This is a genomic window from Sphingomonas naasensis (assembly GCF_004792695.1).
In the GTDB taxonomy this organism is placed as follows: domain Bacteria; phylum Pseudomonadota; class Alphaproteobacteria; order Sphingomonadales; family Sphingomonadaceae; genus Sphingomonas; species Sphingomonas naasensis.
This window is the reverse complement of sequence record NZ_SRXU01000001.1, coordinates 21,307-47,754: the sequence shown is the minus strand read 5'-3', so window position 1 is coordinate 47,754 and position 26,448 is coordinate 21,307. Positions and strand designations below refer to the sequence as shown.

General features: G+C 69.1%; 30 protein-coding genes. 20 read left to right on the top strand and 10 right to left on the bottom strand.

The window, feature by feature from the left end; translation table 11 throughout:
- Position 1 precedes the first annotated feature (1 nt).
- The 13 genes from E5A74_RS00265 to E5A74_RS00205 all read left to right on the top strand — a co-directional run bounded on the left by E5A74_RS00265 (position 2) and on the right by E5A74_RS00205 (position 11,089).
- Positions 2 to 700, top strand: coding sequence for an endonuclease/exonuclease/phosphatase family protein (locus E5A74_RS00265; protein WP_135981674.1), 699 nt, complete (start codon positions 2 to 4; stop codon positions 698 to 700).
- A complete protein-coding gene (locus E5A74_RS00260; protein ID WP_135981672.1) occupies positions 697 to 2,985 on the top strand; it encodes a patatin-like protein in 2,289 nt (762 codons plus the stop codon). Before E5A74_RS00265 ends, E5A74_RS00260 begins: the two co-directional genes overlap by 4 nt.
- 196 nt (positions 2,986 to 3,181) lie before the next feature.
- Positions 3,182 to 3,514: a LapA family protein gene (locus E5A74_RS00255; RefSeq protein ID WP_135981670.1), complete on the top strand. Its 333-nt coding sequence runs from the start codon at positions 3,182 to 3,184 to the stop codon at positions 3,512 to 3,514.
- Positions 3,511 to 4,185: an orotidine-5'-phosphate decarboxylase gene (pyrF, locus tag E5A74_RS00250; RefSeq protein WP_135981669.1), complete on the top strand. Its 675-nt coding sequence runs from the start codon at positions 3,511 to 3,513 to the stop codon at positions 4,183 to 4,185. The genes E5A74_RS00255 and pyrF overlap by 4 nt, the downstream gene beginning before the upstream one ends.
- 2 nt (positions 4,186 to 4,187) lie before the next feature.
- On the top strand, positions 4,188 to 4,655 hold the full coding sequence (locus E5A74_RS00245; RefSeq protein ID WP_135981667.1) for a hypothetical protein: 468 nt from the start codon (positions 4,188 to 4,190) through the stop codon (positions 4,653 to 4,655).
- A 59-nt stretch (positions 4,656 to 4,714) separates the two neighbouring features.
- Positions 4,715 to 5,224, top strand: a complete 510-nt coding sequence (locus E5A74_RS00240; RefSeq protein WP_135981665.1) for a GNAT family N-acetyltransferase — start codon at positions 4,715 to 4,717, stop codon at positions 5,222 to 5,224.
- Positions 5,224 to 5,853, top strand: coding sequence for a phosphoribosylanthranilate isomerase (locus tag E5A74_RS00235; protein WP_135981663.1), 630 nt, complete (start codon positions 5,224 to 5,226; stop codon positions 5,851 to 5,853). The genes E5A74_RS00240 and E5A74_RS00235 overlap by 1 nt, the downstream gene beginning before the upstream one ends.
- A gap of 87 nt (positions 5,854 to 5,940) precedes the next feature.
- The gene (gene trpB / locus E5A74_RS00230) at positions 5,941 to 7,185 is read left to right on the top strand and encodes a tryptophan synthase subunit beta (protein WP_135981661.1); all 1,245 of its coding nucleotides are present in this window, start codon (positions 5,941 to 5,943) and stop codon (positions 7,183 to 7,185) included.
- Positions 7,182 to 7,430 (top strand): hypothetical protein, encoded by a 249-nt coding sequence (locus E5A74_RS00225; RefSeq protein ID WP_135981659.1) that lies wholly within the window; start codon positions 7,182 to 7,184, stop codon positions 7,428 to 7,430. Before trpB ends, E5A74_RS00225 begins: the two co-directional genes overlap by 4 nt.
- A complete protein-coding gene (gene trpA, locus E5A74_RS00220) occupies positions 7,427 to 8,236 on the top strand; it encodes a tryptophan synthase subunit alpha (RefSeq protein WP_135981657.1) in 810 nt (269 codons plus the stop codon). The genes E5A74_RS00225 and trpA overlap by 4 nt, the downstream gene beginning before the upstream one ends.
- A complete protein-coding gene (gene accD, locus E5A74_RS00215; RefSeq protein ID WP_135981655.1) occupies positions 8,233 to 9,093 on the top strand; it encodes an acetyl-CoA carboxylase, carboxyltransferase subunit beta in 861 nt (286 codons plus the stop codon). The genes trpA and accD overlap by 4 nt, the downstream gene beginning before the upstream one ends.
- Before the next feature lie 170 nt (positions 9,094 to 9,263).
- Positions 9,264 to 10,577 carry a bifunctional folylpolyglutamate synthase/dihydrofolate synthase gene (locus E5A74_RS00210; protein ID WP_135981653.1) on the top strand — a complete coding sequence of 438 codons (1,314 nt, stop codon included), beginning with the start codon at positions 9,264 to 9,266 and terminating at the stop codon, positions 10,575 to 10,577.
- A gap of 71 nt (positions 10,578 to 10,648) precedes the next feature.
- Entirely contained in the window at positions 10,649 to 11,089 is a 441-nt protein-coding gene (locus E5A74_RS00205; protein ID WP_135981652.1) for a DUF6628 family protein, read from the top strand.
- A gap of 4 nt (positions 11,090 to 11,093) precedes the next feature.
- Here E5A74_RS00205 and E5A74_RS00200 read toward each other — a convergent pair whose 3' ends face one another.
- The 5 genes from E5A74_RS00200 to E5A74_RS00180 all read right to left on the bottom strand — a co-directional run bounded on the left by E5A74_RS00200 (position 11,094) and on the right by E5A74_RS00180 (position 14,779).
- Positions 11,094 to 11,525 (bottom strand): DUF805 domain-containing protein, encoded by a 432-nt coding sequence (locus tag E5A74_RS00200; protein ID WP_135981650.1) that lies wholly within the window; start codon positions 11,523 to 11,525, stop codon positions 11,094 to 11,096.
- Between the two features lie 203 nt (positions 11,526 to 11,728).
- On the bottom strand, positions 11,729 to 12,130 hold the full coding sequence (locus tag E5A74_RS00195) for a hypothetical protein (protein WP_135981648.1): 402 nt from the start codon (positions 12,128 to 12,130) through the stop codon (positions 11,729 to 11,731).
- A gap of 26 nt (positions 12,131 to 12,156) precedes the next feature.
- Positions 12,157 to 12,651, bottom strand: a complete 495-nt coding sequence (locus E5A74_RS00190; protein ID WP_135981646.1) for a DUF2939 domain-containing protein — start codon at positions 12,649 to 12,651, stop codon at positions 12,157 to 12,159.
- A complete protein-coding gene (locus E5A74_RS00185) occupies positions 12,648 to 13,409 on the bottom strand; it encodes a tetratricopeptide repeat protein (RefSeq protein WP_135981644.1) in 762 nt (253 codons plus the stop codon). The genes E5A74_RS00190 and E5A74_RS00185 overlap by 4 nt, the downstream gene beginning before the upstream one ends.
- Positions 13,409 to 14,779 (bottom strand): AmpG family muropeptide MFS transporter, encoded by a 1,371-nt coding sequence (locus tag E5A74_RS00180; RefSeq protein WP_135981642.1) that lies wholly within the window; start codon positions 14,777 to 14,779, stop codon positions 13,409 to 13,411. Before E5A74_RS00180 ends, E5A74_RS00185 begins: the two co-directional genes overlap by 1 nt.
- 57 nt (positions 14,780 to 14,836) lie before the next feature.
- Between E5A74_RS00180 and E5A74_RS00175 the strand changes: the two genes are divergently transcribed.
- The 3 genes from E5A74_RS00175 (at position 14,837) to E5A74_RS20700 (ending at position 16,356) form a co-directional block, all read left to right on the top strand.
- Positions 14,837 to 15,985, top strand: coding sequence for an aromatic ring-hydroxylating oxygenase subunit alpha (locus E5A74_RS00175; protein WP_135981640.1), 1,149 nt, complete (start codon positions 14,837 to 14,839; stop codon positions 15,983 to 15,985).
- 63 nt (positions 15,986 to 16,048) lie between these two features.
- A complete protein-coding gene (locus E5A74_RS21330; protein WP_276469509.1) occupies positions 16,049 to 16,183 on the top strand; it encodes a hypothetical protein in 135 nt (44 codons plus the stop codon).
- A gap of 29 nt (positions 16,184 to 16,212) precedes the next feature.
- Positions 16,213 to 16,356 carry a hypothetical protein gene (locus E5A74_RS20700; protein WP_166745541.1) on the top strand — a complete coding sequence of 48 codons (144 nt, stop codon included), beginning with the start codon at positions 16,213 to 16,215 and terminating at the stop codon, positions 16,354 to 16,356.
- A 9-nt stretch (positions 16,357 to 16,365) separates the two neighbouring features.
- Here E5A74_RS20700 and E5A74_RS00170 read toward each other — a convergent pair whose 3' ends face one another.
- Positions 16,366 to 16,797 carry a response regulator gene (locus E5A74_RS00170; RefSeq protein WP_135981638.1) on the bottom strand — a complete coding sequence of 144 codons (432 nt, stop codon included), beginning with the start codon at positions 16,795 to 16,797 and terminating at the stop codon, positions 16,366 to 16,368.
- Between the two features lie 118 nt (positions 16,798 to 16,915).
- Here E5A74_RS00170 and E5A74_RS21160 point away from each other — a divergent pair, with 118 nt between their 5' ends.
- Together E5A74_RS21160 and rsmD are read left to right on the top strand one after the other, a co-directional pair.
- Positions 16,916 to 18,394, top strand: coding sequence for a pseudouridine synthase (locus E5A74_RS21160; RefSeq protein ID WP_240699579.1), 1,479 nt, complete (start codon positions 16,916 to 16,918; stop codon positions 18,392 to 18,394).
- Positions 18,394 to 18,933, top strand: coding sequence for a 16S rRNA (guanine(966)-N(2))-methyltransferase RsmD (gene rsmD / locus E5A74_RS00160; protein ID WP_135981636.1), 540 nt, complete (start codon positions 18,394 to 18,396; stop codon positions 18,931 to 18,933). The genes E5A74_RS21160 and rsmD overlap by 1 nt, the downstream gene beginning before the upstream one ends.
- Positions 18,934 to 19,225: 292 nt before the next feature.
- Here rsmD and E5A74_RS00155 read toward each other — a convergent pair whose 3' ends face one another.
- Complete coding sequence (locus tag E5A74_RS00155; protein WP_206365730.1) at positions 19,226 to 20,500, bottom strand: MFS transporter; 1,275 nt, start codon at positions 20,498 to 20,500, stop codon at positions 19,226 to 19,228.
- Positions 20,501 to 20,629: 129 nt separating this feature from the next.
- Between E5A74_RS00155 and E5A74_RS00150 the strand changes: the two genes are divergently transcribed.
- Positions 20,630 to 20,815, top strand: coding sequence for a hypothetical protein (locus tag E5A74_RS00150; RefSeq protein WP_135981632.1), 186 nt, complete (start codon positions 20,630 to 20,632; stop codon positions 20,813 to 20,815).
- Positions 20,816 to 20,891: 76 nt separating this feature from the next.
- On the opposite strand, the gene E5A74_RS00145 is transcribed toward E5A74_RS00150, so the two are convergent.
- From E5A74_RS00145 to E5A74_RS00135, 3 genes are all read right to left on the bottom strand, one after another.
- A complete protein-coding gene (locus E5A74_RS00145; RefSeq protein ID WP_135981630.1) occupies positions 20,892 to 22,088 on the bottom strand; it encodes a hypothetical protein in 1,197 nt (398 codons plus the stop codon).
- An 84-nt stretch (positions 22,089 to 22,172) separates the two neighbouring features.
- A complete protein-coding gene (locus tag E5A74_RS00140) occupies positions 22,173 to 23,813 on the bottom strand; it encodes an inorganic phosphate transporter (RefSeq protein WP_135981628.1) in 1,641 nt (546 codons plus the stop codon).
- 66 nt (positions 23,814 to 23,879) lie between these two features.
- The gene (locus E5A74_RS00135; RefSeq protein WP_135981626.1) at positions 23,880 to 24,065 is read right to left on the bottom strand and encodes a hypothetical protein; all 186 of its coding nucleotides are present in this window, start codon (positions 24,063 to 24,065) and stop codon (positions 23,880 to 23,882) included.
- 72 nt (positions 24,066 to 24,137) lie between these two features.
- Between E5A74_RS00135 and E5A74_RS00130 the strand changes: the two genes are divergently transcribed.
- Complete coding sequence (locus E5A74_RS00130) at positions 24,138 to 26,447, top strand: ATP-dependent helicase (RefSeq protein ID WP_135981624.1); 2,310 nt, start codon at positions 24,138 to 24,140, stop codon at positions 26,445 to 26,447.
- Position 26,448: the final 1 nt, after the last annotated feature.

The following is a 26,448-nucleotide window of genomic DNA, read 5'->3' as shown; positions in this document are numbered from 1 at the left end:
GATGATCAAGGTCGCCAGCTATAATATGCGCAAGTCGATCGGCACTGATCGGCGGCGCAGACCCGAACGCACGCTGCAGGTGCTCTGCGAGATCGATGCCGATGTGATCGCGCTGCAGGAGGCCGATCGCCGCTTCGGTCCGCGCGAGGCGGTGCTCTCCAGCCATCTCCTCGCCGAGCATGGCGACTGGAAGGCGATCCCGTTCGGCATGCGCGCGCGCTCGATGGGGTGGCACGGCAACGCCCTGCTCGTGCGCAAGGATGCGCAGATCCTCGATTGCGAGGCGATCCACTTGCCCGCGCTCGAGCCGCGCGGCGCGGTGATGGCCGATGTCCGGGTGCGCGGACAGGTGCTGCGGATCGTCGGCATGCATCTCGACCTGTCCGGCCTGTGGCGCCGCCGCCAGGCGCATGCGATCATCGCGCACATCGAATCCTGCGCGCAGCGCCATCCGACGGTGCTGATGGGCGATCTCAACGAATGGACGCCGCAGAGCGGCTGCCTGCGCGATTTCGCCCAGCATTTCGACTTCGCGCCCACCGGCAAGAGCTTCCACGCCCGGCGCCCGATGGCGCGGCTCGACCGGATCATGGCCAGCCGCGATCTCGAGATCCACCAGGCAGGCGTGCACGAGAGCCTGAGCGCGCGCACCGCTTCGGACCATCTGCCGATCTGGGCCACGATCCGGCCCGCCGCATGAGCGAGGCCCGCGACAAGGAGCTGCGGCTCGCGCTCGTCTGCTATGGCGGCATCAGCCTCGCCGTCTACATGCACGGCATCACCAAGGAAGTATGGCGGCTCGCCCGCGCCAGCTGCGCCGCGCGCGAGGGTGAGGACGGCAATGGCGTCTATCGCCAGCTGCTCGACGAGATCCGCCAGGCCTCGAACATCAATTTGCGGGTGCTCGTCGATATCCTTTCGGGCGCCAGCGCCGGCGGGATCAACGCGGTGTTCCTCGCCCAGGCGATCGCCACCGGCCAGTCGCTCGATCCGCTGACCGATCTGTGGATCGAGCAGGCCGATGTCGAGGCGCTGCTCGAGCCCCGCCAGGCCCCGGCGCACCGCTTCGCCAAGATCTGGGCGACGCCGATCGCGTGGATCGTCGCCAATCGCAGCAAGACGATCGACGAGACCGTCGATCCCGTCGCGCGCGAGGAGGTCCGCCTCAAGCTCGAGCATTTCGTGCGCTCGCGCTGGTTCGAGCCTCCCTTTGGCGGCAAGCGGCTGCTCGGCATGCTGCTCGATGCCTTCGATGCGATGGCGAAGGGCCCGCGCTATCGCCGGCTGCTGCCCGAGGGCCAGCCGCTCGATCTGTTCGTCACCGTCACCGATTTCCGCGGGCACCCCGAAGAGCTGCGGCTCAATTCGCCGCAGCACGTGATCGAGACCGAGCATCGCCTCGTCTTCCACTTCAACGACCACGGCGGCGAAGGCGCGGCCTTCGCGCATCCTGCCGGGCTCGCCTTCGCCGCGCGCGCGACCTCGAGCTTTCCAGGCGCATTTCCGCCGGCCACGGTCGAGGAGCTCGACAGCTTCCTCGCCGAGCGCGGCACTGCCTGGCCGGGGCGCGACGAGTTCCTCGAATCGGTGCTGCCGCAGCAATGGTCGGACAACCGCGCCGAGAACGCGGTGCTGATCGACGGTTCGGTGCTCGCCAACGCGCCGTTCCGGCCCGCGATCGACGCGCTGCGCGAACGCCCCGCCCGCCGCCAGGTCGATCGCCGCTTCGTCTTCGTCGATCCCGCGCCGGGGATGCGCTTCGAGTTTTACGGCACCCCGCAGGAAAAGCCGGGCTTCTTCCAGACGATCATCGGCGCGCTCTCCGAGCTGCCGCGCGAACAGCCGATCCGCGACAATCTAGAGGCGATCTCGGCGCGCTCGGACCGGATCGAGCGGATGCTCGGGATCGTCGCCGAGATCCGCGCCGAGGTCGAGACGCAGGTCGAGGCGCTGTTCGGCTACACCCTCTGGCTCGACTATCCGACGCCCAAAAGGCTCTCGAGCTGGCGCCGCCGCGCGCAGGTCGCCGCGGCCGCCAAGGCGGGTTACGGCCACACTGCCTATGGCCTGCTCAAGGTCGACGGCGCGATCGATCGGATCGCCCGCCTGCTCTATACGATCGGCGACCGCCACGCCCCCGAGCGGCTGCGCGAGATCCGCGAGGCGGTGGCGCACGCGGTCCAGTCGCGTGGCGGCGACCGGTTCGGCGCGACGCTGTCGAACGGCGCGAGCCCGCAGACGCTCGACTTCCTGCGCACGCACGATCTCGGCTTTCGCATCCGCCGGCTGCGGCTGCTCGCGCGGCGTCTGACCGAGATCGACCTGCCGAGCTCGCATGCCGAGCTGCTGCCGATGCGCGAGGCGATCTACGAATCGCTCGCCGCCTATCTCGAGCTCAAGCGCACCGACACCTTCGCCGATCTGCGCGGCGCGGTGCGCGACATGACCGACGATGCCGGTCCGATCCTCGATCTGCTCGCCGAGCGGATGCAGCTCCGCGCGCTCGATCAGGCGACCGACGCGCGGCTCTCCGACGGGTTCAGCGCGCTGTCGAAGGAACTGCGCCGGCCGATGCTGCTAGCGCATCTCGGCTTCCCCTTCTTCGACATCGCCACCCTGCCTTTGCTCCAGGGCGAGGGGATGGACGAGTTCGATCCGATCCGCGTCGACCGGATCTCGCCCGACGACGCCACCGCGATCCGCAAGGGCGGCGCCGAGGCGACGCTCAAGGGGATCCAGTTCAACAGCTTCGGCGCCTTTTTCAGCCGCGCCTATCGCGAGAACGACTATCTCTGGGGCCGCCTCCACGGCGCCGACCGGCTGATCGATATCGTCCTCTCGGCCTTGCCTTTCGACGATCGCCTCCCTGAAGATCGCGTCGCCGCGATCAAGCGCCATGCCTTCCATGCGATCCTCGACGAGGAGGAGAACCGTCTCCACGCGATCCCGGGCCTGTTCGCCGATCTGCGCGAGGAGATCGGCTGATCTCCGCCCCCTTGCGGGAGAAGGAAGCGGCCCGCTCGATGAAATCAAGTGGGAAGGATGAGCGGGGCGTCTGATGAGACACGCTCCCCCTCTCCCTTCCGCCCACTGCGTCGGCTCCCTCCCGGGAGAGGGAGAGTTGGCAACCTCGCCCTCTCGCCCTAGAGTTCCCCCGGGTCGCCATAAGGAAAGGGAAGGCATGCGGTTTCTGAAGGTGCTGTTCTGGCTGTTGCTGGGCGGCCTCGTCGCTGCCTTTGTGATCTATAATGGCGGCGAGCGCGTCGAGATCCGCCTGTGGAGCGGGCTCGTCGCCGATTTCAGCCTGCCGCTGCTGCTGATCCTCGTCTTCCTGCTCGGGCTGCTGCCCTCGCTCGTCGCGTTCCAGGCGCTGCGCTGGCGTTCGCGCCAACGCCTCGCCGGGCTCGAGCGCGCGCTCGCCGATCTGCGCGCGGTGACTCCCGCGCCGGAGGTCCCGCCGGCGGCGATCGCCATCTCGCCCGCCCCGCCGCTGATCGCGGACCCGAGCGCATGAGCTCGCCAATCTATGTCGCGCTCGACACTCCCGATCTCGATCGCGCCCGCGCCATCGCGCAGCGCGTCCACAACCATGTCGGCGGGATCAAGCTCGGGCTCGAATTCTTCATGGCCAATGGCCGTCACGGCGTGCGCGAGATGGCCGAGATCGGGCTGCCGATCTTCCTCGACCTCAAATTCCACGACATTCCCAACACCGTCGCCAAGGCGATCCAGGCGTTGCGCCCGCTCGAGCCGTCGATCCTGACCGTCCACGCCGCCGGCGGCCGCGCGATGCTCGAGGACGCCAAGGCCGCCGCGCCGACCGGCACCAAGGTCGTCGCGGTGACGATGCTCACCAGTCTCGACGCCAGCGATCTCACTTCGATCGGCCTTTCCCCCGATCCGCACGAGCAGGTCGTCCGTCTCGCCGAACTGGCGAAGAGCGCCGGCGTCGACGGCATCGTCTGCTCGGGCGCGGAAGTCGCCGCGGCGAAGGCGGCATGGCATGACGGTTTCTTCGTCGTCCCCGGGGTGCGCCCGGCCAACGGCACCACCGGCGATCAGAAGCGCGTCGTCACCCCGCGCGCCGCGCTCGACGCCGGCGCCTCGATCCTCGTTATCGGCCGCCCGATCACCCAGGCAACCGACCCCGATCAGGCCGCGCGCGAGATCGAGGCGACGATCTAGCCGTGCCGCTCGCCGCGCTGCTCGCCCCGCTGCTGCTGATCGCGCAGGCTCAGGCAGCGGAGCCGCAGACCAGCGGTGTCGTCATCTTCGACGCCGCGAAGACCAAGATGATGCTCGAGCAATGCGCGCGGAGCACCCCGGTTGCCGGAGAGGCGGGCTGGAAACCGCAGGCCGGAGACATCGCGCGCCTCGAAGCAGCGCTGCCCGCCGCGCTGGCCAGGATCCGTGCGGCGCACCCCGGCGCGCTCGACGGCGCACCTGCGCGATGGATCCGGCAATATGTCGGCATCGTCCGCGGTGGCCGACGCTACGTCTATGGCAATTTCGCTCCGGGCGGCGAGATGTTCGGCAAGGATCGCTGGCGCGACGAGCCTCTTATCGTCTGTGATGGCGGCGTCGGCTTTTTCGGTGCCGAGTTCGACGTCGAGATCGGCAACTTCACCCATCTGGACTTCAACGGCTCCGCCTGAACGGCACCGCGGGGATGCGCCCTCTTGCCAAAGCCGCGCGCGAGTCCGACAGGGCGCGCATGTCCGACGGCCTCACGATCCGCGTCGCCACACTCGACGACCTGCCCGCGATCCACCCGGTGATCGAACGCGCCTATCGCGGCGAGACCGCCCGCGCCGGCTGGACGCACGAGGCCGATCTCATCCAGGGCAACCGCACCGACATCGCCACGCTCGCGGCGATCGTCGACGATCCGACGCAACGGCTGCTGGTGGCGTTCCTCGCCGACGCCACGATCGGCTGCGTGCAGGTCAGCGACAAGGGCGACGGCCTCGCCTATCTCGGGTTGCTCTGCATCGATCCGACGCTGCAGGCGGGCGGCTATGGCAAACAGCTCGTCGACGCCGCCGAGACTTGCGCGCGCGAGGGCTTCGGCGCCCGCCGCATGGAAATGACCGTGATCGACGTCCGCCGCAAGCTGATCGCCTTCTACGAGCGCCGCGGCTACACGGTCTCGGGCGAGAAGCGCGATTTCCCGATCCCGCTCGATCCGCCTTTTTTCATGGACGTGCTGGTCAAGGACCTGTGATGCCGGTCACCGCCAAGATCTGCGGCCTGTCGACGCCGGAGACACTCGACGCGGCGATCGCGGGCGGGGCGAGCCATGTCGGCTTCGTGTTCTTCCCGCCTAGCCCGCGCAATGTCGGCTTCGATCAGGCGCGAGCGCTGATCGACCGGGTCCCGCCGCATGTCGGCACCGTCGGGGTGTTCGTCGATCCCGACGAGGCGCTGCTCGGCGCCGCGCTCGCCACCGGTATTCAGGCAGCCCAGCTCCACAAGACCGCGCCCGATCGCGCCGCCGCGATTCGCGCGCGTGTGCCGGTCTGGGCGGCGGTGGCGGTGAAGACCCGCGCCGATCTCGATCAGGCGGCGGGCTATCGCGGCGCCGCCGATCGCATCCTCTACGACGCGAAGACGCCCGACAGCGCCGCGCTGCCCGGCGGCATGGGGCTGCGCTTCGACTGGAAGCTGCTCGAGAGCCTCCCCCAGCCGCTGCCTTGGGCGCTGTCGGGCGGGCTCGATGCCGGCAATGTCCGCGAAGCCGTCGGTACGACCCAGGCGAAGCTGGTCGACATCTCCTCGGGAGTCGAGCGCGCGCCCGGCGTCAAGGATGTTGCCAAGATCGCCGCGTTCCTCCAAGCGGTGGCGCAATGTTGAGGCTGTCCGCCCCCGTTCGCATCGGTTCTCGATGGCGTTGATCGCTCGCCCAAAGCCAGCGACCGCCTTCGAACCTGCGAGAGACCTATGACCGACACCGTCACCCTGCCCAATTCCCTGCGCAATCAGCCCGACGAGCGCGGGCATTTCGGCCAGTTCGGCGGCCGCTTCGTCGCCGAGACGCTGATGCCGCTGATCCTGGACCTCGAGCGCGAATATCGCGCCGCCAAGGCCGATCCCGCCTTCCAGGCCGAGTTCGACGACCTGATGGAGCATTATGTCGGCCGCCCGAGCCCGCTTTATTATGCCGAGCGGCTCACCGAGGCGCTGCGCGAGTCCGCACCCGAGGGGCACGGCGCGAAGATCTATTTCAAGCGCGAGGAGCTCAACCACACCGGCGCGCACAAGATCAACAATTGCATCGGCCAGATCCTGCTCGCGATCCGCATGGGCAAGACGCGGATCATCGCCGAGACCGGCGCGGGCCAGCACGGCGTCGCCACCGCCACCGTCGCGGCGCGCTTCGGCCTGCCCTGCACGATCTTCATGGGCGCCAAGGACGTCGAGCGGCAAAAGCCCAATGTCTTCCGGATGAAGCTGCTCGGCGCCGAGGTCCATCCGGTGACCAGCGGCGCGCAGACGCTCAAGGACGCGATGAACGAGGCGCTGCGCGACTGGGTCGCCAACGTCCACGACACTTTCTACATCATCGGCACCGCCGCCGGCCCGCACCCCTATCCCGAGCTGGTTCGCGACTTCCAGTCGGTGATCGGAACCGAGACCAAAGCGCAGATCCTCAGGGCCGAGGGGCGCCTTCCCGATCTGCTGATCGCCGCGGTCGGCGGCGGATCGAACGCGATCGGGCTGTTCCACCCGTTTCTCGACGACAGGCAAGTCGCGATGATCGGCGTCGAGGCGGCGGGCAAGGGCATCGAGACCGGCGAGCATGCCGCGAGCCTCACCGGCGGCGCGCCCGGCATCCTCCACGGCAACCGCACCTATCTGCTCCAGGACGAGGACGGCCAGATCACCGAGGCGCATTCGATCTCGGCGGGGCTCGACTATCCCGGCATCGGCCCCGAGCATAGCTGGCTGCACGAGAGCGGTCGGGTCGATTACGTCCCGATCACCGACGCCGAGGCGCTCGACGCGTTCCAGCTCTGCTGCAAGCTCGAAGGCATCATCCCCGCGCTCGAAAGCTCGCACGCACTCGCAGCAGTACCCGCCAAGGCGCGGGAAATGCGGCAAGATCAGATCATCGTCGTCAATGTCTCGGGCCGCGGCGACAAGGACATCTTCACGGTGGCCGACGCGCTGGGATTCGAACTGTGAGCAACCGCCGCAATCGCACCGGCGATCGCCCCCGCAAGGGGCCGGGCAAGGCGCCGGACGATCGCCTGCGGTGGGCGCGGCCGTTGGGTTTCCTCCTCCTGGCCTTCGTGATTTTCTTCTGCGTTCGCTTGGCCTTCATCGCGCAATTTCCGACGGTGATGGATTGGATCTGGAGCGCAGGCATGGCGATCGCAGCCACGATGGCCGAAGAATGGGGCGCCCGTCGCCGCCGGAGGACCGCATGACCCGCCTCTCCGCCGCCTTCGCCGCCGCGCGGGGCCAGGGCCGCGCCGCGCTGGTGACCTTCGTCACTGCCGGCGATCCGTCGCGCGAAGCCACCGTCGAGATCCTCACCGCGCTGGTCGAGGGCGGCGCCGATGTGATCGAGCTCGGCATGCCGTTCACCGATCCGATGGCCGACGGCCCCGCGATCCAGGCCGCCAATCTGCGCAGCCTCGGCGCGGGCACGCGTACCGCCGATGTGCTGGCGATCGCCTGCGAGTTTCGCAATCGCCATCCCGAAGTGCCGCTGGTCCTGATGGGCTATGCCAACACGATGACGCGGCCCGACCCCGCTACCTTCGCGGCATTGGCCGAAAATGCCGGGGTCGACGGAGTCATCTGCGTCGATATCCCGCCCGAGGAGGCGGATACGCTCGCCCCCTTCGGCGATTATGGCCTCGACGTGATCCGCCTCGCCACTCCGACCACCGATGCCGCGCGGCTGCCCGCGGTGCTCTCCGGCGCGTCGGGCTTCGTCTATTATGTCTCGGTCGCCGGGATCACCGGGCTCCAGCAGGCCGCGCAGGCCTCGATCGAGGACGCGGTGGGCAAGCTCAAGGCCGCCACTGCCCTGCCGATCGCGGTCGGCTTCGGCGTCCGCACCCCCGAACAGGCCGCGGCGATCGGCCGCGTCGCCGATGGCGTGGTGGTCGGCTCGGCGATCGTCGATCTGGTCGGCCAGCACGGCATGGATGCGCCCGCGCCCGTCCGCGCCTATATCCAATCCCTCTCCGCAGCGCTCGCCGCTGCCCGCAAGGAAGTCGCATGAGCTGGATCAGTCGCGTCCGCAACGCCCTCGCCTATGTCACGACCAAGACGAGCGAGACTCCCGACAATCTCTGGCACAAGTGCAAGGGCTGCGGGACGATGGTGTTCACCAAGGAGCTCGAGGACAATCTCCACGTCTGCCCGCATTGCGAGCATCACGAGCGGATCGGGCCGGCGCTGCGCTTCCAATATCTGTTCGATCCGGGCAGCTACACCGTGCTGGCGAGCCCGAAGGTCGCCGAGGACCCGCTCAAGTTCCGCGACCAGAAGCCCTATCCCGCCCGCCTCAAGGCCGCGCGCGCGGCGACCGGCGAGCCCGATGCCTTCCTCAACGCCTCGGGCACGATCCTCGGCCGCAAGGCGGTGATCGGCGTGCAGGACTTCGCCTTCATGGGCGGATCGATGGGCCAGGCAGTGGGCGAGGCGTTCATCGCCGGGGTAGAGGCGGCGATCGCCGCGAACGCGCCGTACATCGTCTTCACCGCCTCGGGCGGCGCGCGCATGCAGGAAGGCATTCTCAGCCTGATGCAGATGCCGCGCACCACCGTGGCGATCGAGATGCTCCACGATGCCGGCCTGCCCTATATCGTCGTGCTGACCGACCCGACCTCGGGCGGCGTGATGGCGGCCTATGCGATGCTCGGCGACGTCCAGATCGCCGAGCCGCGCGCTACGCTCGCCTTCACCGGCCGCCGCGTGATCGAGAACACGATCCGCGAGAAGCTGCCCGACGATTTCCAGACCTCGGAATATTATCGCGAGCACGGCCTCGTCGACAGGGTCGAGCATCGCAAGGATCTGCGCGAGGTGCTCGGCCGGCTGATCGGCCTGCTTTGCCCGGTGAAGGAAGCGGCGTGATCTAGATAGGCCCCTCCCTTTCGAGGGAGGGGTTGGGGGTGGGTGCGCGCGTCTGCGCGCGCAGGAGACTCACTTCCCGCCAGGCAAGCAGCATCGGACGGGGCATCGAGCCCCGCCCGATGCAACCCACCCATTGCCCCTCCCTTGAAAGGGAGGGGTTGGATCGTTTGATGCCCGATTTCGCCACCTCGACCGACCCGCACGTCCAGCGCCAGCTCGACCGGCTGACCGCGCTCTCGCCCGGCGCCGACATTCTCGGGCTCGAGCGGATCACCCGGCTGCTCGCCCGGGTCGGCAACCCGCATCTCCGCCTTCCCCCGGTGCTCCATGTCGCCGGGACCAACGGCAAGGGCTCGACCTGCGCCTTTCTCCGCGCCGCGCTCGAGGCGGCGGGGCTGCGCGCACACGTCTATGCGAGCCCGCATCTCGTCCGCTTCAACGAGCGTATCCGCCTCGCCGGCACGCTGATCACCGACGCACAGCTCGCCCCGCTGCTCGAGGAAGTGCTCGACGTCGGCGGTGACATTGGCGCGAGCTTCTTCGAAGTCACCACCGCCGCGGCATTTCTCGCCTTCGCGCGCACTCCCGCCGATGCCTGCATTCTCGAGGTCGGGCTGGGCGGACGGCTCGACGCGACCAATGTCGTGCCCGATCCTGCCGCCACCGCGATCGCCCAGCTCGGCATCGATCATCAGGCGTTCCTCGGCGACACGCTGGCCGAGATCGCCGCCGAGAAGGCCGGGATCGCCAAACCCGGCGTGCCGCTGGTGACGATGGCCTATCCGCCCGACATCGCCGAAGTGGTCGATCGCTATGCGGAGATCGTCGCGGCGCCGGTTCTCGCCGAGGGGCAGGCCTGGTCGTTCGCCGTGGAGGGCGAGGTGCTGCGCTATCGCGACGCCGCAGGCGAGGTGCGCACGCCCCTCCCCGCGCTCTCCGGCCCACACCAGCCCGCCAATCTCGCGCTGGCGATCGCGGTGCTGCGCCATCAGCAGGTGCTCGCCATCCCCGACGACGCGCTCGCGACCGCCGCGCGCACCGCATATTGGCCGGCGCGGATGCAGCGCCTCTCGCCAGGACCGCTGACAAGTCTTCTTCCCGACGGCGCCGAGCTCTGGCTCGATGGCGGCCACAATGCCAATGCCGCCGCGGCGGTGAGCATCGCAGCCGCGCGGGTCGCGGCCGGGAGACCGATCGACCTCGTGCTCGGCATGCTCGCCAACAAGGACGCCGCAGCGATGATCGAGCGCTTCGCTCCGATCGCGCGCTCGCTCACCGCCGTGCCGGTGCCGGGTCACCCGCATCACCCGCCGGCCGAGCTCGCCGCGTTGGCACGTCACGCCGGCCTGGATAGCGCCACCGCGCCCGATCTTGCCGCCGCGCTCGCCGCCGTCCCGCGCGAGGGCGCGCCGGTCGTGCTGATCCTCGGCTCGCTCTATCTCGCCGGCACGGCGCTCGAGGCAAACGACGAACTGCCCGACTGATGCGCTTTATTGCGATTGACTTGCAATAGCGGACTGGCAACAATCCTGCATCGTCCACGCGGGAGTCGTTCATGTCCGCTACCAAGACCCTTGCCGCCGCCCTGCCCGTGCTTCAGCCCGAGGATGCCGGCGCCCGGCTGCTGCTCTTCGGCATCCGGCAGATGGGCGCGCACGGGCTCCACGACGCCTGCACCGCGCACGCCTTCGTCACGGCGTTCGGCCGGGGCTTCCAGCGCCCGTTGGTGTTGCTGCGTGCGCTGATGGCGGAGATGTCGGCGGCGTCGGCCGGGCCAATCCAGATCGCCCCCTGGTGCTGCCCGCGCATGACGGGCCCCGAGGCGACGCTGCTCGAAGTCATCGGCCGGATCCGCAGCCATCCCGAGCGCGCGCGGATGCTGCTCGCCGACCTGCTGGGGGTGCGCGATGCGGCAAGCGTCGCCTGCACCGCGCATGCCCTGGCCAATGCCTTCGCCGATCTGGCGCTGCCGCTCGACGAAGGCCTGGCCGGTTGAAGGTTTAGCGGAGCCCGCCGAGGAACGGCTGACCGGCGTCGCTCTTGCCCGGGGTCAATCCGATCCAGAGCAGGAAAGCGATCGCGACGAGCATCGAGATCGTCCCGACCAGCACCGTCAGGCCGCCGACCATCAGCGCGAGCCCGATGAGCATCGGGTTGAACATGCTGACCATGGTCACGATGCCGAGCACCGCCGAAATGGCGGCGAGGCCGACCGGGATCAGCGCGAGACCGACGGGGCGCTCCATGTCGCGCAGCCGCTGCATCGCGAGGCAGGTCCACGGATAGAGCAGCGCCAGCGAGGCGATCGTGCCCAGATAGGGGATCAGCCCCAGCACGATGCTGGCCACGATCAGAACCGCCGCGCCGATCCAGAAGGTGCGACGCGAGATCGCGCCATGAAACGAAGTGAGGATCGGGACGAGGTCTTCCATAGCGGCTATCCTGGTTTTCGGGGTGTCACGGGCCACGTCGCAAAGAGGCCGCGCGGTGTCCGACAGGGAGTGACCAACCGCGCGGCGCGGCTCAATCGGCGCGCGCCCAAGGCGGGAAATCCTGCGACGAAGGCGGACTTTCGCTCTACCGGCGGGGCCGCGGAGATAGTGCCGCCTTGCTCCTCGCCGCGCATTCCGATCAGCTATTTGGCGCAGGGCAGATAGGTGCCGAGAACCCCCGCGTCCGCGGTTCCGGGTGCGCGCGCCTGCGTCTCCGTCTGCGCGATCTCGTCGACGATTACGATGCTGTTGCCATAGTCGCGGTCGATAAACACATGGAGCAGACGGACGTCGTTGGAAGCCGGGCGCTTGATCCACAGGTGAAACTTCGTCGTCGATATCCGTTCGACGCTGATCAACGATTGCAGGACGCCGTCACCCCAATCGATGCCCTTGTCGCTGATCTGCAGATAACGCCAGCCCGGCCGGTCGCATTTGGGCTTGTGGGCGCCGCCGGTGACCTGCTCAGCGATGGAATCGCTGTATTTGCCGACGAGCTCGGCGGGGATTGTCTGGGCCGGCGCAAAGCCAATCGTAGCCAGCAAAAAGGTGATCAGAGCCTGTCCCCCTGTCAGAGCCTCCCCGGCAGGCGCACTGCGGTCACCCGCCAGGTCAGCCCCTGCAGTTCGAAGACCAGTTCGGGCCCGGTCCCGTTCGCCGAGGCGAGCGTGAAGCGATCGAGCGCGTCGCGCCGCACCCGCATCTCCTCGGGGTTCACCCCGCCGAGGCTCGGCCGCGCCGCGCGCGCCACCGCGGCGCTGGCAAACAGCGCGCGCATCCCTTCGGGAGTCACGGCCGCGTCGAGCGCGGGATCGGCGAGCTGCTCGGCGATCGCCGCGCCCAGCTGCTCGAGCGCCGAGCCCTCGCGCCGGTCGAGCCGCGCGCGCAGCTGCGTCTTGAGATCGGCGCGCACCGCCGGAAAGTCGATCCGCTCGGAGATCGCGGTCAGGTCGCGCGCGTCGGCGGCACGCTTCAGGTGCAGCAGCGTCAGATAGGGCGAGCCCCATAGCCAGCCGCCACCCGCCATCGCGAGCAGGACGACCAGCGCGATCAACCACCGTCTCATTGTGCCGCTCCCTTGCTGCGCAGTCCGGCAAGCGTATCGGTCGCCCAGCGATACATGCCCGCATCGGCGGCGCGCTGGTGCCGGTTCAGCCGCTTCATCCGTCCCTCGACTTCCTCGAGCACGCCGAACGCCTTGCGCTCCCAGCCCTGCTCGAGCAGCAGCGCGGCGTAGCGGCAGCGCGCTTCCTCGCCGGGCATGCGGGTGACGAGGTCGGCATAGAGGTCGAGCGCCTCTGCCTTGCGGCCGAGATGGTCGAGCGCCCGCGCGCGGAGCAGCGCCTGGCGGTCCTGCTCACTCTGCCCCAGCGGCGTGGGGATCGCGTCGAGCAGCGCCAGCGCCTCGGCCGCCTCGCCGGTCTCGAACAGCGATCGGGCGAGCTTGCCCTGTGTCCGCACATCGGGCTCGCCCGGCGTCATCTGGATGCTCTCGCGATAGAGCGGCACTGCCTCGCCGTGCCGCTCGAGCGCGGCCAGCGCATCGGCGATGCGCAGCCGGTTCGCGGCGGTGTCGGCGAGCCCCAGCGCATCGCGCGCGGCGCGCAGTTCGCGCTCGGGGTCGAGCGCGTCGATCGCCTTGGCGCGCGCGGTGCGGACATGCCGGTTGGTGCCCATGCCCGGCAGGATCTCGACGAACAGATAGGCGAGCGCGCTCACCACCGGCAGGAAGATCAGCGCGGTCAGCCACAGCGGATTGCGCCCGGTACGCATGAGATGGATGATGCAGATCACCTGCAGCCCGATGACGACGAGATAGGGCATCAGGCCTTGGCCTCCGCTCCCGCCGTGGGTTCGGCGCCCGCGCGCGCCTTGCGCACGCTTTCGACCACAAAGCCTTTTCGCCACAGGATCCAGAGCAGCAACATGCCCGGCAGCGCGACCACCGTGGTCATCACCCAGAAGCCGGCCCAGCCGAGCTGCTCGGCGAAGAAACCCGCCGGCGTCGACAGCCAGGTGCGCCCCACCCCCGCCAGCGACGAGAGCAACGCGAACTGAGTGGCGGTATAGGCGAGGCTCGACAGCCCGGAGAGATAGGTAACGAAGATCGTCAGTCCGAGCCCGCTGGTCACCTGCTCGGTCGCCACCGCGATGGTCAGCCACAGGGTAGAGTGACCCTGGCTGGCGAGGATCGCGAAGGTCAGGTTGCTGATCATCATCAGAACGCCGGAGACGAACAGCGCGCGGCCCATGCCGAGCCATGCGAGCAAGGGCGCCGAGAGCGCAGTGCCGACGATCAAGCCCCAGAAGCCGATCACCTTGTTGATCGCGATGAACTCGGTGTCGCTGAAGCCCAGCTCGACGATCATCGGATTGAGCATCGACTGGCCCATCGCGTCGCCGAGCTTGTAGACCAGCACGAACAGCAGGATCAGCACTGCGCCGCGCCGCATCAGGAATTCGCTGAACGGACCGATCAGCGTCGATTGGAGCCATTGCCCGATCGACTGGCGCCCCTCGGCGCTCAGCACGCGGTCGTGCAGTCCGGGGCCCGCCCACAGCGCGGCGAGCAGCCCGGGAAGGATGCACAGCCCGGTCAGCCCATAGGCCTTGGCCCAGCCCAGCCCCAGCCCCTCGGGTGAGGCCATCGCGATCGTGCCCACCCCCGCGGCAAAGGCGCCGAGCCGATAGCCGAACTGGTTGTTCGCGGTGCCGTGAGCGAGCTCGTCCTCGGGCAGGATCTCGATGCGATAGGCGTCGATAATGATGTCCTGCGTCGCGCCGAGGAACGCAGTGGCGATCGCCCAGAAGGCGAAGACCCCGAGATGCAGCTCGGGCTGGCTCGCGCCGAGCATCCACACCGAGGCGAACAGCAGCGCCTGGACGAAGAACAGCCACGCGCGACGCTGCCCGAACAGCCCGGTCAGCACCGGCAGCTTGAGTCGGTCGACCAGCGGCGCCCAGAGGAATTTGAGCGTGTAGGGCGTGGTCAACCCGATCGCGAAGCCGATCGTCTTCTTGTCGATGCCCACCTTGGCGAGCCAGAAGGTCATCGTGCCGAGCAGCAGCGCGAGCGGGAAACCGCTCGAAATTCCGAGCAGCAAGGCCGCGAGCGGACGCGGGCGAAAATAGGGAGCCATCGTCGCGACGAACCCGGCGCGCGTGCCCTCTTCCAGTGTCGCCCCGTCCGCCATCCCTTGCTCCCTCTCGCCTTCCGCGCGACACTAGCCGAAAAGTTGCGGAGAGGAAGGATGAACGCGCCGACCGAAGGCCAGCTCGCGCTCGCCGCCCAACTCGCTCGCGGCGGGCAGCGTGGCGAAGGCGCGATCACGCATGTCGAGGCTGCGGCTTATACCAGTGCCGCGCGCCATGCCGCCGAGCAGGCCGGCATCTTCGCGCGCCAGCCGCTGGTCATCGCCCCCTCGGCGCTGCTTCCCGAGGCCAACATGGCGGTACCGCATGACGGCTTCGGCAAGCCGCTGCTGCTCGCGCGCGACAAGACCGGGCAGGCGCATGTCTTCCTCAATGTCTGCCGCCATCGCGGCACGCGGCTGGTCGAGGGTTGCGACGCAGTGAAGGCCCCGCGCCTCGTCTGCCCCTATCACGCGTGGAGCTATGCGCTCGACGGCAGCCTTGTCGGCCTGCCCCGCGCCGACACTTTTCCCGGGCTCGACAAGGCCGCGCACGGCCTCAGGCGCCTGCCCACGCACGAGGCCGGCGGGCTGATCTGGTTCGCCTTTGACGCGGCCGCCGACTTCGCCGAAGCCGACACGCTGGCGCGAGACTTCGAAGCCTTCGCGCTCGCCGGCCAGCACCTCTTCCGCCGCCGCACGCATGATGTCCGCGCCAACTGGAAGCTGATCATGGACGCGTTCCTCGAGGGCTATCACATCCAGCGCCTCCACGCCGGCACCATCGCGCCCTTCTTCAAGGACGGCGTCTCGACCGCCGACAGCATCGGCCCGCACCAGCGCTCGGCGGTCGGCCGCGAGGCGGCGCTCGCCGCGCTGTCGTCGAGCGACTGGGCGACGCTGCGCGGCGCGATCACCTATACCTATCAGATGTTCCCCGGCGCGGTGCTCGTCGTCAGCCCCGATTACATCAACCTGATGGTGCTGATGCCGCAGGCCGCCGATCGCGTGCTGGTCGAAGATTTCATGCTGATCCCCGAGCCGCCCGCCACCGAAAAGGCGCGCGCGCACTGGGAGAAGAGCTGGGAATTGCTCGACGGCGGGGTGTTCGCCGCCGAGGATTTTCGCGCCTGCGAGCTCGGCCAGCAGGGGCTCGCCTCGGGCGCGCTCGATCGGCTCACGCTCGGCACGCTTGAGCGCGGCATCCGCCAGTTCCACGACGCCGTCGAGGCGCGGCTGGCCGCCGTCCCGCCTCCGCAAGACCCCTGAGGCGCGGCCGGAGGGCGCCGCGCGGTCCTATAATGGGTGCACAGCCTTGCAGGATTCGTGACGATGACCGCCCTCGCCGCCGGCCGCGCCTTCGCGCCGCACACCAGCCGCTCCCCTGCCGATCTCTCGGCGCGCGTCGCGGTGTCGCTGTCGATGCTGTCATGGCTCGGCGTCGTCATCGCGCTGTTCTGGCATTGAGCCGTCACCCCAAGCCAGGCGCTGGACCCATGCTGCACACACCGATCCCCGACCGCATCGACTCGACCGACGGCGAAAAGCGCCTGCCGCCGACGCTCGGCATCCTGCTCGCGATGGGCATATCGCTGGCGATGTGGGGCGCGATCTACGCCGCCTGCGTCGTCCGCTTCTGAGGCCCGGCCTCAGCTCTCGACGAACAGGCTGAAGCTTGCGGGCAGCCGCCGCGGCGGTTTCCTGCCTTCGATCACTGCCTCGATCGCTGCGATCGCCGCGAGCAGATCGCGCTGCGGATAGGGCTTGGACAGGCATCCCGCCGCGAGCTTGCGCGCCTCGCCCGGGCAATTGCCGGTCACGAAGACCACGCGCATGCCGCGCGCATGCGCCGCGCGCGCCACCTCGACGCCGCTGCCGTCGACCAGCTCGACATCGACGAGCACCAGATCGATCGCCGCATCGTCCTCGATCGCGGCGAGCGCTTCCGCCACCGAATCCAGCGTCGCGACGATCTCGAACCCTTCATGGGTGAGGAAATGTTCGGTGTCGAACGCGACCAGCGGCTCGTCCTCGACCAGCAGGACCCGCTCGATCAGCCGCTTCTTCTTCACGAACAACATCGTACCGCTTCCATAGGCGGCGAGGCCCCGTGCCCCCGCAAGCCGCGCATAACGCATCAAAACCTTCGGGCGCCGCAATAATTTTTGCCGTGCCCCGCATAATCGCTATATCGCCGCGGTGTCCCCGTCCAAGCCCCCCGAAACGCAGCGCATCGCGAAGCTGCTCGCCCGTGCAGGAATCGCGTCGCGCCGCGAGATCGAACGCATGATCGCCGAAGGGCGCATCGCGCTCGACGGCGCCGTGCTCGATACCCCCGCGACCTTGCTCACCTCGCTCCACGGCGTCACCGTCGACGGCAAGCCCGTCGCCGAGCCCGCGCCCGCGCGGTTGTTCCGCTATCACAAGGCCGCCGGCCTGCTCACTGCCGAGCGCGACTTCACCGGTCGCCCGACCATCTACGACCGCCTGCCCCAGGGCCTGCCCCGGGTAATGCCGGTCGGCCGGCTCGATCTCAACACCGAGGGGCTTCTGCTCCTCACCACCGATGGCGAGCTCAAGCGCGAGCTCGAGCTGCCGTCGACCGGCGTCGAGCGCAGCTATCGCGCGCGCGCCTATGGTCAGATCAGCCAGCCCCAGCTCGAGGAGCTGATGCTCGGCGTCGAGATCGAGGGCGTCCGCTATGGCCCGATCAACGCCAATATCGAGCGGCGCACCGGCGCCAATGTCTGGATCGAGATGACCCTCACCGAGGGCAAGAATCGCGAAGTGCGCCGCGTGCTCGAATATCTCGGCCTCGAGGTGAACCGGCTGATCCGCACGCGCTACGGTCCGTTCTGGCTCGGCGACCTGCCCGCCGGCGATGTCGACGAGATCCGCCCGAGCGACCTCGCCACCTTCCGCACCGTGCTGTCGAAGCCCGGCGGCGGCAAGGCGGCGTCGAACCTGCAATTCGCGGTGCGCGAGCGTGTCGAGGCGCCCGCGCCCAAGCCGCAGCCGGTGATCGAGCCCGATCGCCGCCTGCGCCGCGCCCCCGCCAAGGCCGCGCCGGCCGCTCCGCAGGGACCGCGCTTCACCCCGCGGGCGACTCCGCCGGCGCGCGGTGATCGTCCGGTGCGCGAGGAAGATCGCGCCGGCACAGGCCGTTCGGGCGCGCGCCAGGCCGCCCGGCCCGAACGTCCCGATCGGCGCGAGGCCCGGCCCGCCGGTGGCGAAACGCGGTTCAAGCCCGGTGCCAGGGCGCCCGTCCGTGGCGAACGCCTCCCGCATGGCGAAGCGCGTTCCAAACCCGTTGCCGGCGCGAGCGGACGTCCCGAACGCCCCGCGCGCGGCGAAGGTCGCGCCACCGGCGAAGCGCGCGCAAGGCCGGGTGCCAAGGCGCCTGCGCGCGGCGAACGCCCGGCGCGCGACGATGCCCGCGAACCCCGTTTCACGCCGCGCGGCACCCCGTCCGCGCGCACCGATCGTCCCGCGCGCGAAGAAGCCCGCCCCGTCGGCAAGCCGGCGCGCGCCGCACGCGCCAAGGCGCACCGCGATCAGCAGGAGCCGCGCGCCGGCGATTTCGTCGATCGTCCCCGCGGCCCGCGCCCGACCAAGGGTCCGGCAGGTGGCCGCGGCAAGCCGGCCAGGCCCGCCCGCCCGCCACGGACGCGCAAATAATGCGGATCATCGCCGGCGAATGGCGCGGTCGCCCGCTGGTTGCGCCCAAGGGCGACACCACCCGCCCCACCGCCGATCGCACCCGCGAGGCGCTGTTCTCGATGCTCGCCAGCCGAATCGGCAGCTTCGAGGGGCTGGCGGTCGCCGATCTGTTCGCCGGTTCGGGCGCGCTCGGGCTCGAGGCGCTGTCGCGCGGCGCCGCCTCGTGCCTGTTCGTCGAGCAGGACAAGGCCGCGCTCGATGCGCTCAAGGCTAACATCGCCAGGCTGGGGGCCAAGGGCGCCGAAGTCCGCGCCACCTCGGCGCTCGCGCTCGGGCCTGCGGTCAAGCCGGTCGATCTGATCCTGATGGATCCGCCCTATGATACCGGCGCCGGCGTCGTCGCGCTCGACAAGCTCGGCCGCCTCGGCTGGGCCGGCCCCGCGACTTGGATCAGCATCGAGACCGCCAAGGCCGAGGAAATCGTCCTCGCCGGCTTCGACATCGACGCCAGCCGCGTCCACGGCAAAGCCCGCCTCACGCTGCTGCGCAAGGCCTGATCGTACGCCGCCGCCAACGCGCCGGCCTACGCCGGAGCACGCTGCAATTCTTCAAGTTCACCGGTGCTCCAGCGAAGGCCGGAGCGTTGGGTGACGCAGGACTGCGCATGCGGTTCAGTCGCCGCTCCGGATGCCCCGCTTGCCCTTCGTCCGGCTGGTCAGATGAAATCGCCCGCACCGATCGCAGCGATAAGGCAGCAAGGCCAAGCCGAAGTCCCGCGCCGCCTGCGCCGCCGCCGCGTCCGAAGCGTAGCGCGCCTTGCGCCGGCAGACGCTCAGCCGGGTGCGCATCTCAGCCCGGCAGCGCGTTCTTCCGCGCGACCAGCGCCAGCCCGATCAGGCTCAGCACCGCCGCGGCGGCGAGGTAATAGCCGACCAGCACCAGCCCGCCGCGCTGCACCAGCGTCGCGGCGATCAGCGGCGTCAGCCCGCCGCCGATGATCCCGCCGATGTTGAAGGTCACCGACACGCCGGTATAGCGCACCCGCGCCGGGAACAGGCTCGGCAGCCAGCCGCCGAGCGGGCCGTAGACGAAGCCCATCACGAACAGCCCACCCGCCAGCCAGACGAACAGCATCGCCAGCGCGTCTGCCCTGACGAACCACCCGATCGTCAGCCCCGTCGCCACCGTCGCGATGCAGCCGATCGCGAGGATCCGCGTGGCATTGCTGCGATCGGCGAGGCTCGAGGCGATCCAGATCCCCGCCGCCATGAACAGGATGGCGACCAGCTCGGCGCCGAGAAACAGCTCGCGGTCATAGCCGAGCCCCTTGGTCGCATAGCCGATGATGAACACCGTCGAGATGTAGAACAGCGCGAAGCAGGCGACGGTGCCCACCGTTCCCGCCAGCGTCGGCAGCCAATGCTCGCGGAACAGCTCGCCCACCGGGATGCGCGGCGGCGGCGCGCTTTCCTGCGCGGCGACGAAGGCGGGGGTCTCGGTCAGCTTGACCCGCACCCATAGCCCGAGGCTCACCAGACAGGCGCTGGCGAGGAAGGGGATGCGCCAGCCCCAGTCGCGGAACTGGTCGTCGCTCAGAAACGCGCCGAGCAGCAGGAAGAAGCCGTTGGCGAAGATGAACCCGACCGGCGCGCCCAGCGGCGGGAAGGCGCCGTAGCGATTGGCCCAGCCCGGCGGCGCGTTCTCGACCGCGAGCAGGCTCGCCCCGCCCCATTCGCCGCCCAGCCCCAGCCCTTGCCCGAAGCGCAGCAGCGAGAGCAGCAACGGCGCGACCCATCCGATCATCGCATAGGTGGGCAGGAAGGCGATCAGCACGGTCGAGATGCCCATCAGCATCAGCGAGGCGACGAGCGTCGACTTGCGCCCCATCCGGTCGCCGAAATGGCCGAACACCAGCCCGCCCAGCGGCCGCGCGAAAAAGGCGATGCTGAAGCTGGCATAGGAGGCGAGCTGGGCGAGCGCCGGATCGCTGGCGGGAAAGAACAGCGCCGGGAACACCAAAGCCGCCGCGGTCGCGTAGATGTAGAAATCGTAGAACTCGACCGAGGTGCCGACGAGGCTCGCGAACAGGATCCGACGATGCGATACGAGCGGTGTGACGGCCATGTCCTCTCCTTCCCGCCCACCTAGATCGAAAACCCCACGCGCCGCAATTCGAAACCCCGCGTTCATCGGGCGGACAGTTTCGGCCCTGTATCGAACCCCCATCACCGCAGCACCGAAAGGGAGTCGGCCATGCGTGAATCGGCAGGACGCAGATTGATCTTCGCCATCCTGTTCGCGCTGGTCGCGGGGGTGCTGGTGCATTTCTACAATCCGGTGGATCATTTCCGCGCCGATCTGCGCGCGGACACCAATGGCGTGAAGCTCAGCCTTGAGATCGCCGCGCACGCGGTCGAGAAGGTCTGCGCGCGGATCTAGGGCACATCGACGGCTCCGCGGAGCGGGCCGATCAGCGCTCGCCCTCGCCTCGTCGAAAGCCCGGCGGTGCTGATCGTCAAGGCTGGCGCCGCGGCTCGAGCCGCGCGGTGAGCGAGCCGACGCCGGCCACGGCCTCGCCAAATGCGCCTCGCCCCGGCTTCCAGCGCGTCTCGCGGAGCGCCGCGCCACACAGCGCCCGGTCGAGTCCGTCGGCGCCCGTCAGCGGCGCGATCCGGCAGCTCGCCGCCTGACCCTCGGGGTTCACCGTCACCGTCAGTTTGTAGACCGTCGATGGGCCGGGCGCCAAACGCGCTTCCCGGCCTTTGACGGTTGCCGCGAGGGCCGCATTGAGGCCGGCACGCGATCGCTCGATCAAGCGTGGCGGATCCTCGACGGCTTCGCGCAGCGCAGGCGCTCGCTTCAACATCGCCTCGACGGCTGCGCGCCATTGCATCGCACGCGCGATCTGGATCGGCGCGGTCGGGTCCGAGACGCGCCCTGCGCCGGCCGGGCTGGCCCCCGCGCCGAGCAGCGCCTCGATCGCCGCGCCGCGCCGATAGGCGACCGCCCAGCCGAGTGGAGTCATGCCGAGGATGTCCGCTTTGTCGAGCTCGGCGCGCTTCGAAGCGATCAGACGGTCGAGACTGGCCGCCGTGCCGCGACGCGCGGCCTCCCCGGGATCGATTGGCCGATCGGTCGGCACGAGGTCCCTGAAGCCGTAGCGGTGCGGCGGCAACCGCTCGGCGCGGAGTTCCCGCGAGTCGCTTGATCCAGCGCGGCAAAGGTCGTGATAGGGATAGCGCCGATCGGCGAGCAGCGCTGCATTGTAGCGCTTGCCGAAGCGGTCGAAATTTTCCGCGGTGGCCCGTTCCTTCGCCATCTCCTCCGCCGAGCCCATCACGTCGCTTGCCCCGAAAACCGGCCCGACCAGCCGCCTGTCCTGCGAGACCACGCTGGGCCGGCAGATCACGCCATAGGCGGCGGGGAATAGCCCGGGGACGAGCATCGAATAGCCGACGAAGCGGAAGTCCCCCGTCGAAGCCGCGCGCGTGGCTTCGGCGATCGGATCGCCTCGCCCCGACGCGGCGACCGTGGCGAGCCGGCGCGCCGCGGCTTCCCGCGTCTCGGCTTCCCGTTCCGCCGACGGGCCCGACGGATTCTCCGCGCGCTGCCCGGGCACCGAAGCCGGAATCTTTGCCGGGCTGCATCCGCACGGCGCCATCAGCGCCAGCATTGCGGCCAATATCTGGTGACGGCGCACCGCGTCCGACATGCTGTCCTCACTCCCCGATCGCGGAAGCGTGGCAGAAGATCGTGAATCGGACGTTGCCGCCGCGTGCGCGGCGCCGCCGCAGCCTCAGCCCTGCCCCGAGGCCTTCACCACGGTGAGCATTAACCAGTAGAGCCCGCCCGACAGCGCCATCGCCGCCGGCAGGGTCAGCAGCCACGCCGCGGCGAGCTGGGCGATCGTCCGCCCCTGCAGCCCTTGGCCGTTGGCGACCGAGGCGCCGGCGACGCCCGAGGAGAGGATGTGCGTGGTCGATACCGGCAGCCCGAACCGGTCGGCCGTCAGGATCGTCCCCGCCGCGACCAGCTCGGCGGTGGCGCCCATGCCATAGGTCATGTGCTGCTTGCCGATCCGCTCGCCGACGGTGATCACGATCCGCTTCCAGCCGATCATCGTGCCGAGCCCGAGCGCGATCGCGACGACGATCTTCACCCAGAGCGGGATGAAGCGCGTGCCGGCCTCGAGGCTGGCCTGGAACGCCTTGATCGCCTTGAGCTCGTCGGGCGTGAAGCTGTCGGGCTTCTTGGTCGCCAGCTTTGTCGTGTCGAGCACCAGATACATGTCGTTGCGCACGTTCGACGTCGCCTCGGCGGGCACCTTGCTCAGCGAGCCATAGCTGGCCACGCGCTGGGTGAGATCGGCCGACAGGCTGTCGAGCGCGGCGAAGACCTCGGGGCCCTCGACCTTGCGGGTCTGCAGCGCAACGGTCAGCGTCGCGCGCGCCTGGTCGGGCGCCATCACGATCCCGCCGCTGCGTGCGTCGAACGCCGCGGTGGCGGTGTTGGCGGTCTGGACGAAAGCGGGGGTCGCGCTCGTCGGCAGCGTGCGGTTGAGCGCATAGGCGGTCGGCGCGCAGCCGATCAGGATCAGCATGATCAGCCCCATGCCCTTCTGGCCGTCGTTCGAGCCGTGGCTGAACGACACCGCGGTGCACGTGAAGATCAGCAGCGCGCGCACCCCGCGCGGCGGCGCCTTGTCGCCCTCGGGCGCCTTGTAGAGGTCGGGCCGACGGATCACCGCGCGCATCACCAGCAGCAGCAGCAGCGCCGCGAAGAAGCCGATCAGCGGCGCCATCCACAGCCCGGTCAGCACCTTCTGCGCCTGGCTCCAGTCGACCCCGGCGGTGCCGCCGCGCGATCCGGCCTGGATCAGCTGGTTCGCGAAGCCGACCCCGAGCACCGAGCCGATCAGCGTATGCGACGACGAATTGGGCAGCCCGACATACCAGGTCGCGAGGTTCCACAGCACCGCGGCGAGCAGCAGCGCGAAGATCATCGCGAAGCCGGAGGCCGAGCCGACATTGAGGATCAGATCGACCGGCAGCAGCGTGATGATCGAATAGGCGACCGCGCCGCTCGACACCATCACCCCGAGGAAGTTGAAGAAGCCCGACCAGACCACGGCGAAATGGGCGGGCATCGAATTGGTGTAGATCACCGTCGCGACGGCGTTGGCGGTGTCGTGGAAGCCGTTGACGAACTCGAACCCCAGCGCGATCAGCAGCGCCAGCGCGAGAAAGGCGAACACGCCGAGCTCGAGCTGCTCGCCCACGCCGCGCGTGTCGGCGAGCACGCTCCACCCCGCATAGGCCATCCCGCCCACCAGCAGGCCCGCGAAGAGCAGCCTGGCGAAGGGATGGGTCTTGTAGTCGAATCGCGAAGGCCGCGGCGTTTCCACCGTGGGGGCCTGGTCCAGTGCGAGCGTGGCCATGATGGAAGCGGAGGTGATCCAGCTTCGTGACAGAGTGATGACACCGCTCTCAACATGCTGTGGGTATCACGTCTCGAAACAGGTCGTCCGCGTCACCTTGACGATCTTGCCGCTGGCGTCCTTCTCCTCGTGCCGCCCCGGCTCGCACGGCTTTTGCCGCGTCTCGACCTGGTTGGTCCGCCACGCGTAAAAGGCGGCGAAGACGGCGATCGCCAGCACGAGGCCGAGCCTGAGTTTGCGGTTGCGCCACATGCCACCGCCCTAGCCTCGCCGCCGCCGCGAAGCAACTTGCTCCGAAGCGCTGCGTTCCCTACCTGTTCGCCGATGACTCTCCCTGCGCCCGCCCCTGACGACGCCCCCTATCTCCAGGGCCTCAACGCGCCCCAGCGCGAGGCGGTGCTCACCACCGAAGGCCCCGTGCTCGTCCTCGCCGGCGCCGGCACCGGCAAGACCGCCGCGCTCACCGCGCGCCTCGCTCACTTGCTGTGGACGCGCAAGGCTTACCCCTCGGAGCTGCTCGCGGTGACCTTCACCAACAAGGCCGCGCGCGAGATGCGCGAGCGCGTCGGCCGGCTCGTCGGCGAGGCGGTCGAAGGCATGCCGTGGCTCGGCACCTTCCACGCGATCGGCGCGAAGATGCTCCGTCGTCATGCCGAGCTGGTCGGGCTCCAGTCCAACTTCACCATCCTCGACACCGACGATCAGCTCCGCCTGCTCAAGCAGCTCATCGTCTCGGCCAATCTCGACGAGAAGCGCTGGCCCGCGCGCCAGCTCGCCGGACTGATCGACCAGTGGAAGAACAAGGGCCTTACTCCCGCCGATATCGATGCCGGCGAGTCCGAAGCCTTTGCCAACGGCAAGGGCCAGGCGCTCTACGCCGCCTATCAGGATCGGCTGCGCGCGCTCAATGCCTGCGATTTCGGCGATCTGCTGCTCCACATGCTGGTGATCCTCAAGAAGCACCGCGACGTATTGGAGCACTATCAGAACCGCTTCCGCTACATTCTTGTCGACGAATATCAGGATACCAACAGCGTCCAGTATCTCTGGCTCCGCCTGCTCGCGCAGGAGCGCAAGAATATCTGCTGCGTCGGCGACGACGACCAGTCGATCTACAGCTGGCGCGGCGCACAGGTCGAGAACATCCTCAAATTCGAGAAGGATTTCCCGGGCGCGAAGGTGATCCGGCTCGAGCAGAATTATCGCAGCACGCCACATATCCTCGCCGCCGCCTCGGGCGTGATCGCCAATAATGGCGGCCGCCTCGGCAAGACCCTGTGGACCGAGAAAGACCAGGGCGAGAAGGTCAAGGTGCTCGGCATCTGGGACGGCCCCGAAGAGGCGCGCCGCGTCGGCGAGGAAATCGAGAGCCTCCAGCGCGGCGGCATGAGCCTCGACGCCATGGCGATCCTCGTCCGCGCGCAGCATCAGACCCGCGAGTTCGAAGACCGCTTCATTGCGATCGGCCTGCCCTATCGCATCATCGGCGGCTTCCGCTTCTACGAGCGTCAGGAGATCCGCGACGCGCTCGCCTATCTCCGCATCGTCGCGCAGCCCGCCGACGATCTCGCCTTCGAGCGCATCGTCAACGTCCCCAAGCGCGGCCTCGGCGACAAGGCGCTCGCCAAGGTCCACCAGTTCGCCCGCGCCGAGGGGCTGCCGCTCGCCGTTGCCAGCGCGCGCATTCTCGATACCGACGAGCTCACCCCGCAGGCGCGGCGCAGCCTCGGCAACCTGATCGGCGACATCGCCCGCTGGCGCAGCATGGGCGACGGCCTGTCGCATCCCGAGCTGGCGCGGATCATCCTCGACGAGAGCGGCTATACCGCGATGTGGCAGGCCGATCGCACCGCCGAGGCCGCGGGCCGGCTCGAGAATCTTTCCGAGCTCGTCCGCGCGATGGAGGAATATGAGTCGCTCGGCGCGTTCCTCGAGCATGTCAGCCTCGTGATGGACAACGAGGCGAGCGCCGAGGAGCCCAAGGTGACGATCATGACGATCCACGCCGCCAAGGGGCTCGAGTTCGACACCGTCTATCTCGCCGGCTGGGAGGAAGGCATCTTCCCCTCGCAGCGCGCGCTCGACGAGGGCGGGCTGGCCTCATTGGAGGAAGAACGCCGCCTCGCCTATGTCGCGATCACCCGCGCCCGCCGCCAGGCGACGATCCTCCACGCCGCCAATCGCCGCATCTACGGCCAGTGGACGAGCAGCCTGCCGAGCCGCTTCATCGCCGAGCTGCCCGAGGCGCATGTCGACAGCGAGACGACGATGTCGGGCGGCGAGAGCCTGTGGCGCGCCAACTGGTCCGAGCGCGCCGATCCCTTCGCCGATGTCGGCCGCGGCACCGGCCGCGGCCCAGGCTGGCAACGCGCCGCGGGGGTGGACACGAGGAACCCCGGCGGCAGCTTCACCCAACGCACCTTCTCGCGCGAACCCGCCCGCGTGCTCGAGAGCCATGCCAGCGCGGTGAGCTTCGGCGCCAAGCCGCGCGCCGACCTGTCGCTGGGGATGCGCGTGTTCCACCAGAAGTTCGGCTACGGGACGATCGCGGAGATCGAGGGGAATAAGCTAGAGATCGACTTCGAGGTGGCGGGGAGGAAGCGGGTTATGGATAGTTTTGTGAGCGTGGGGTGAC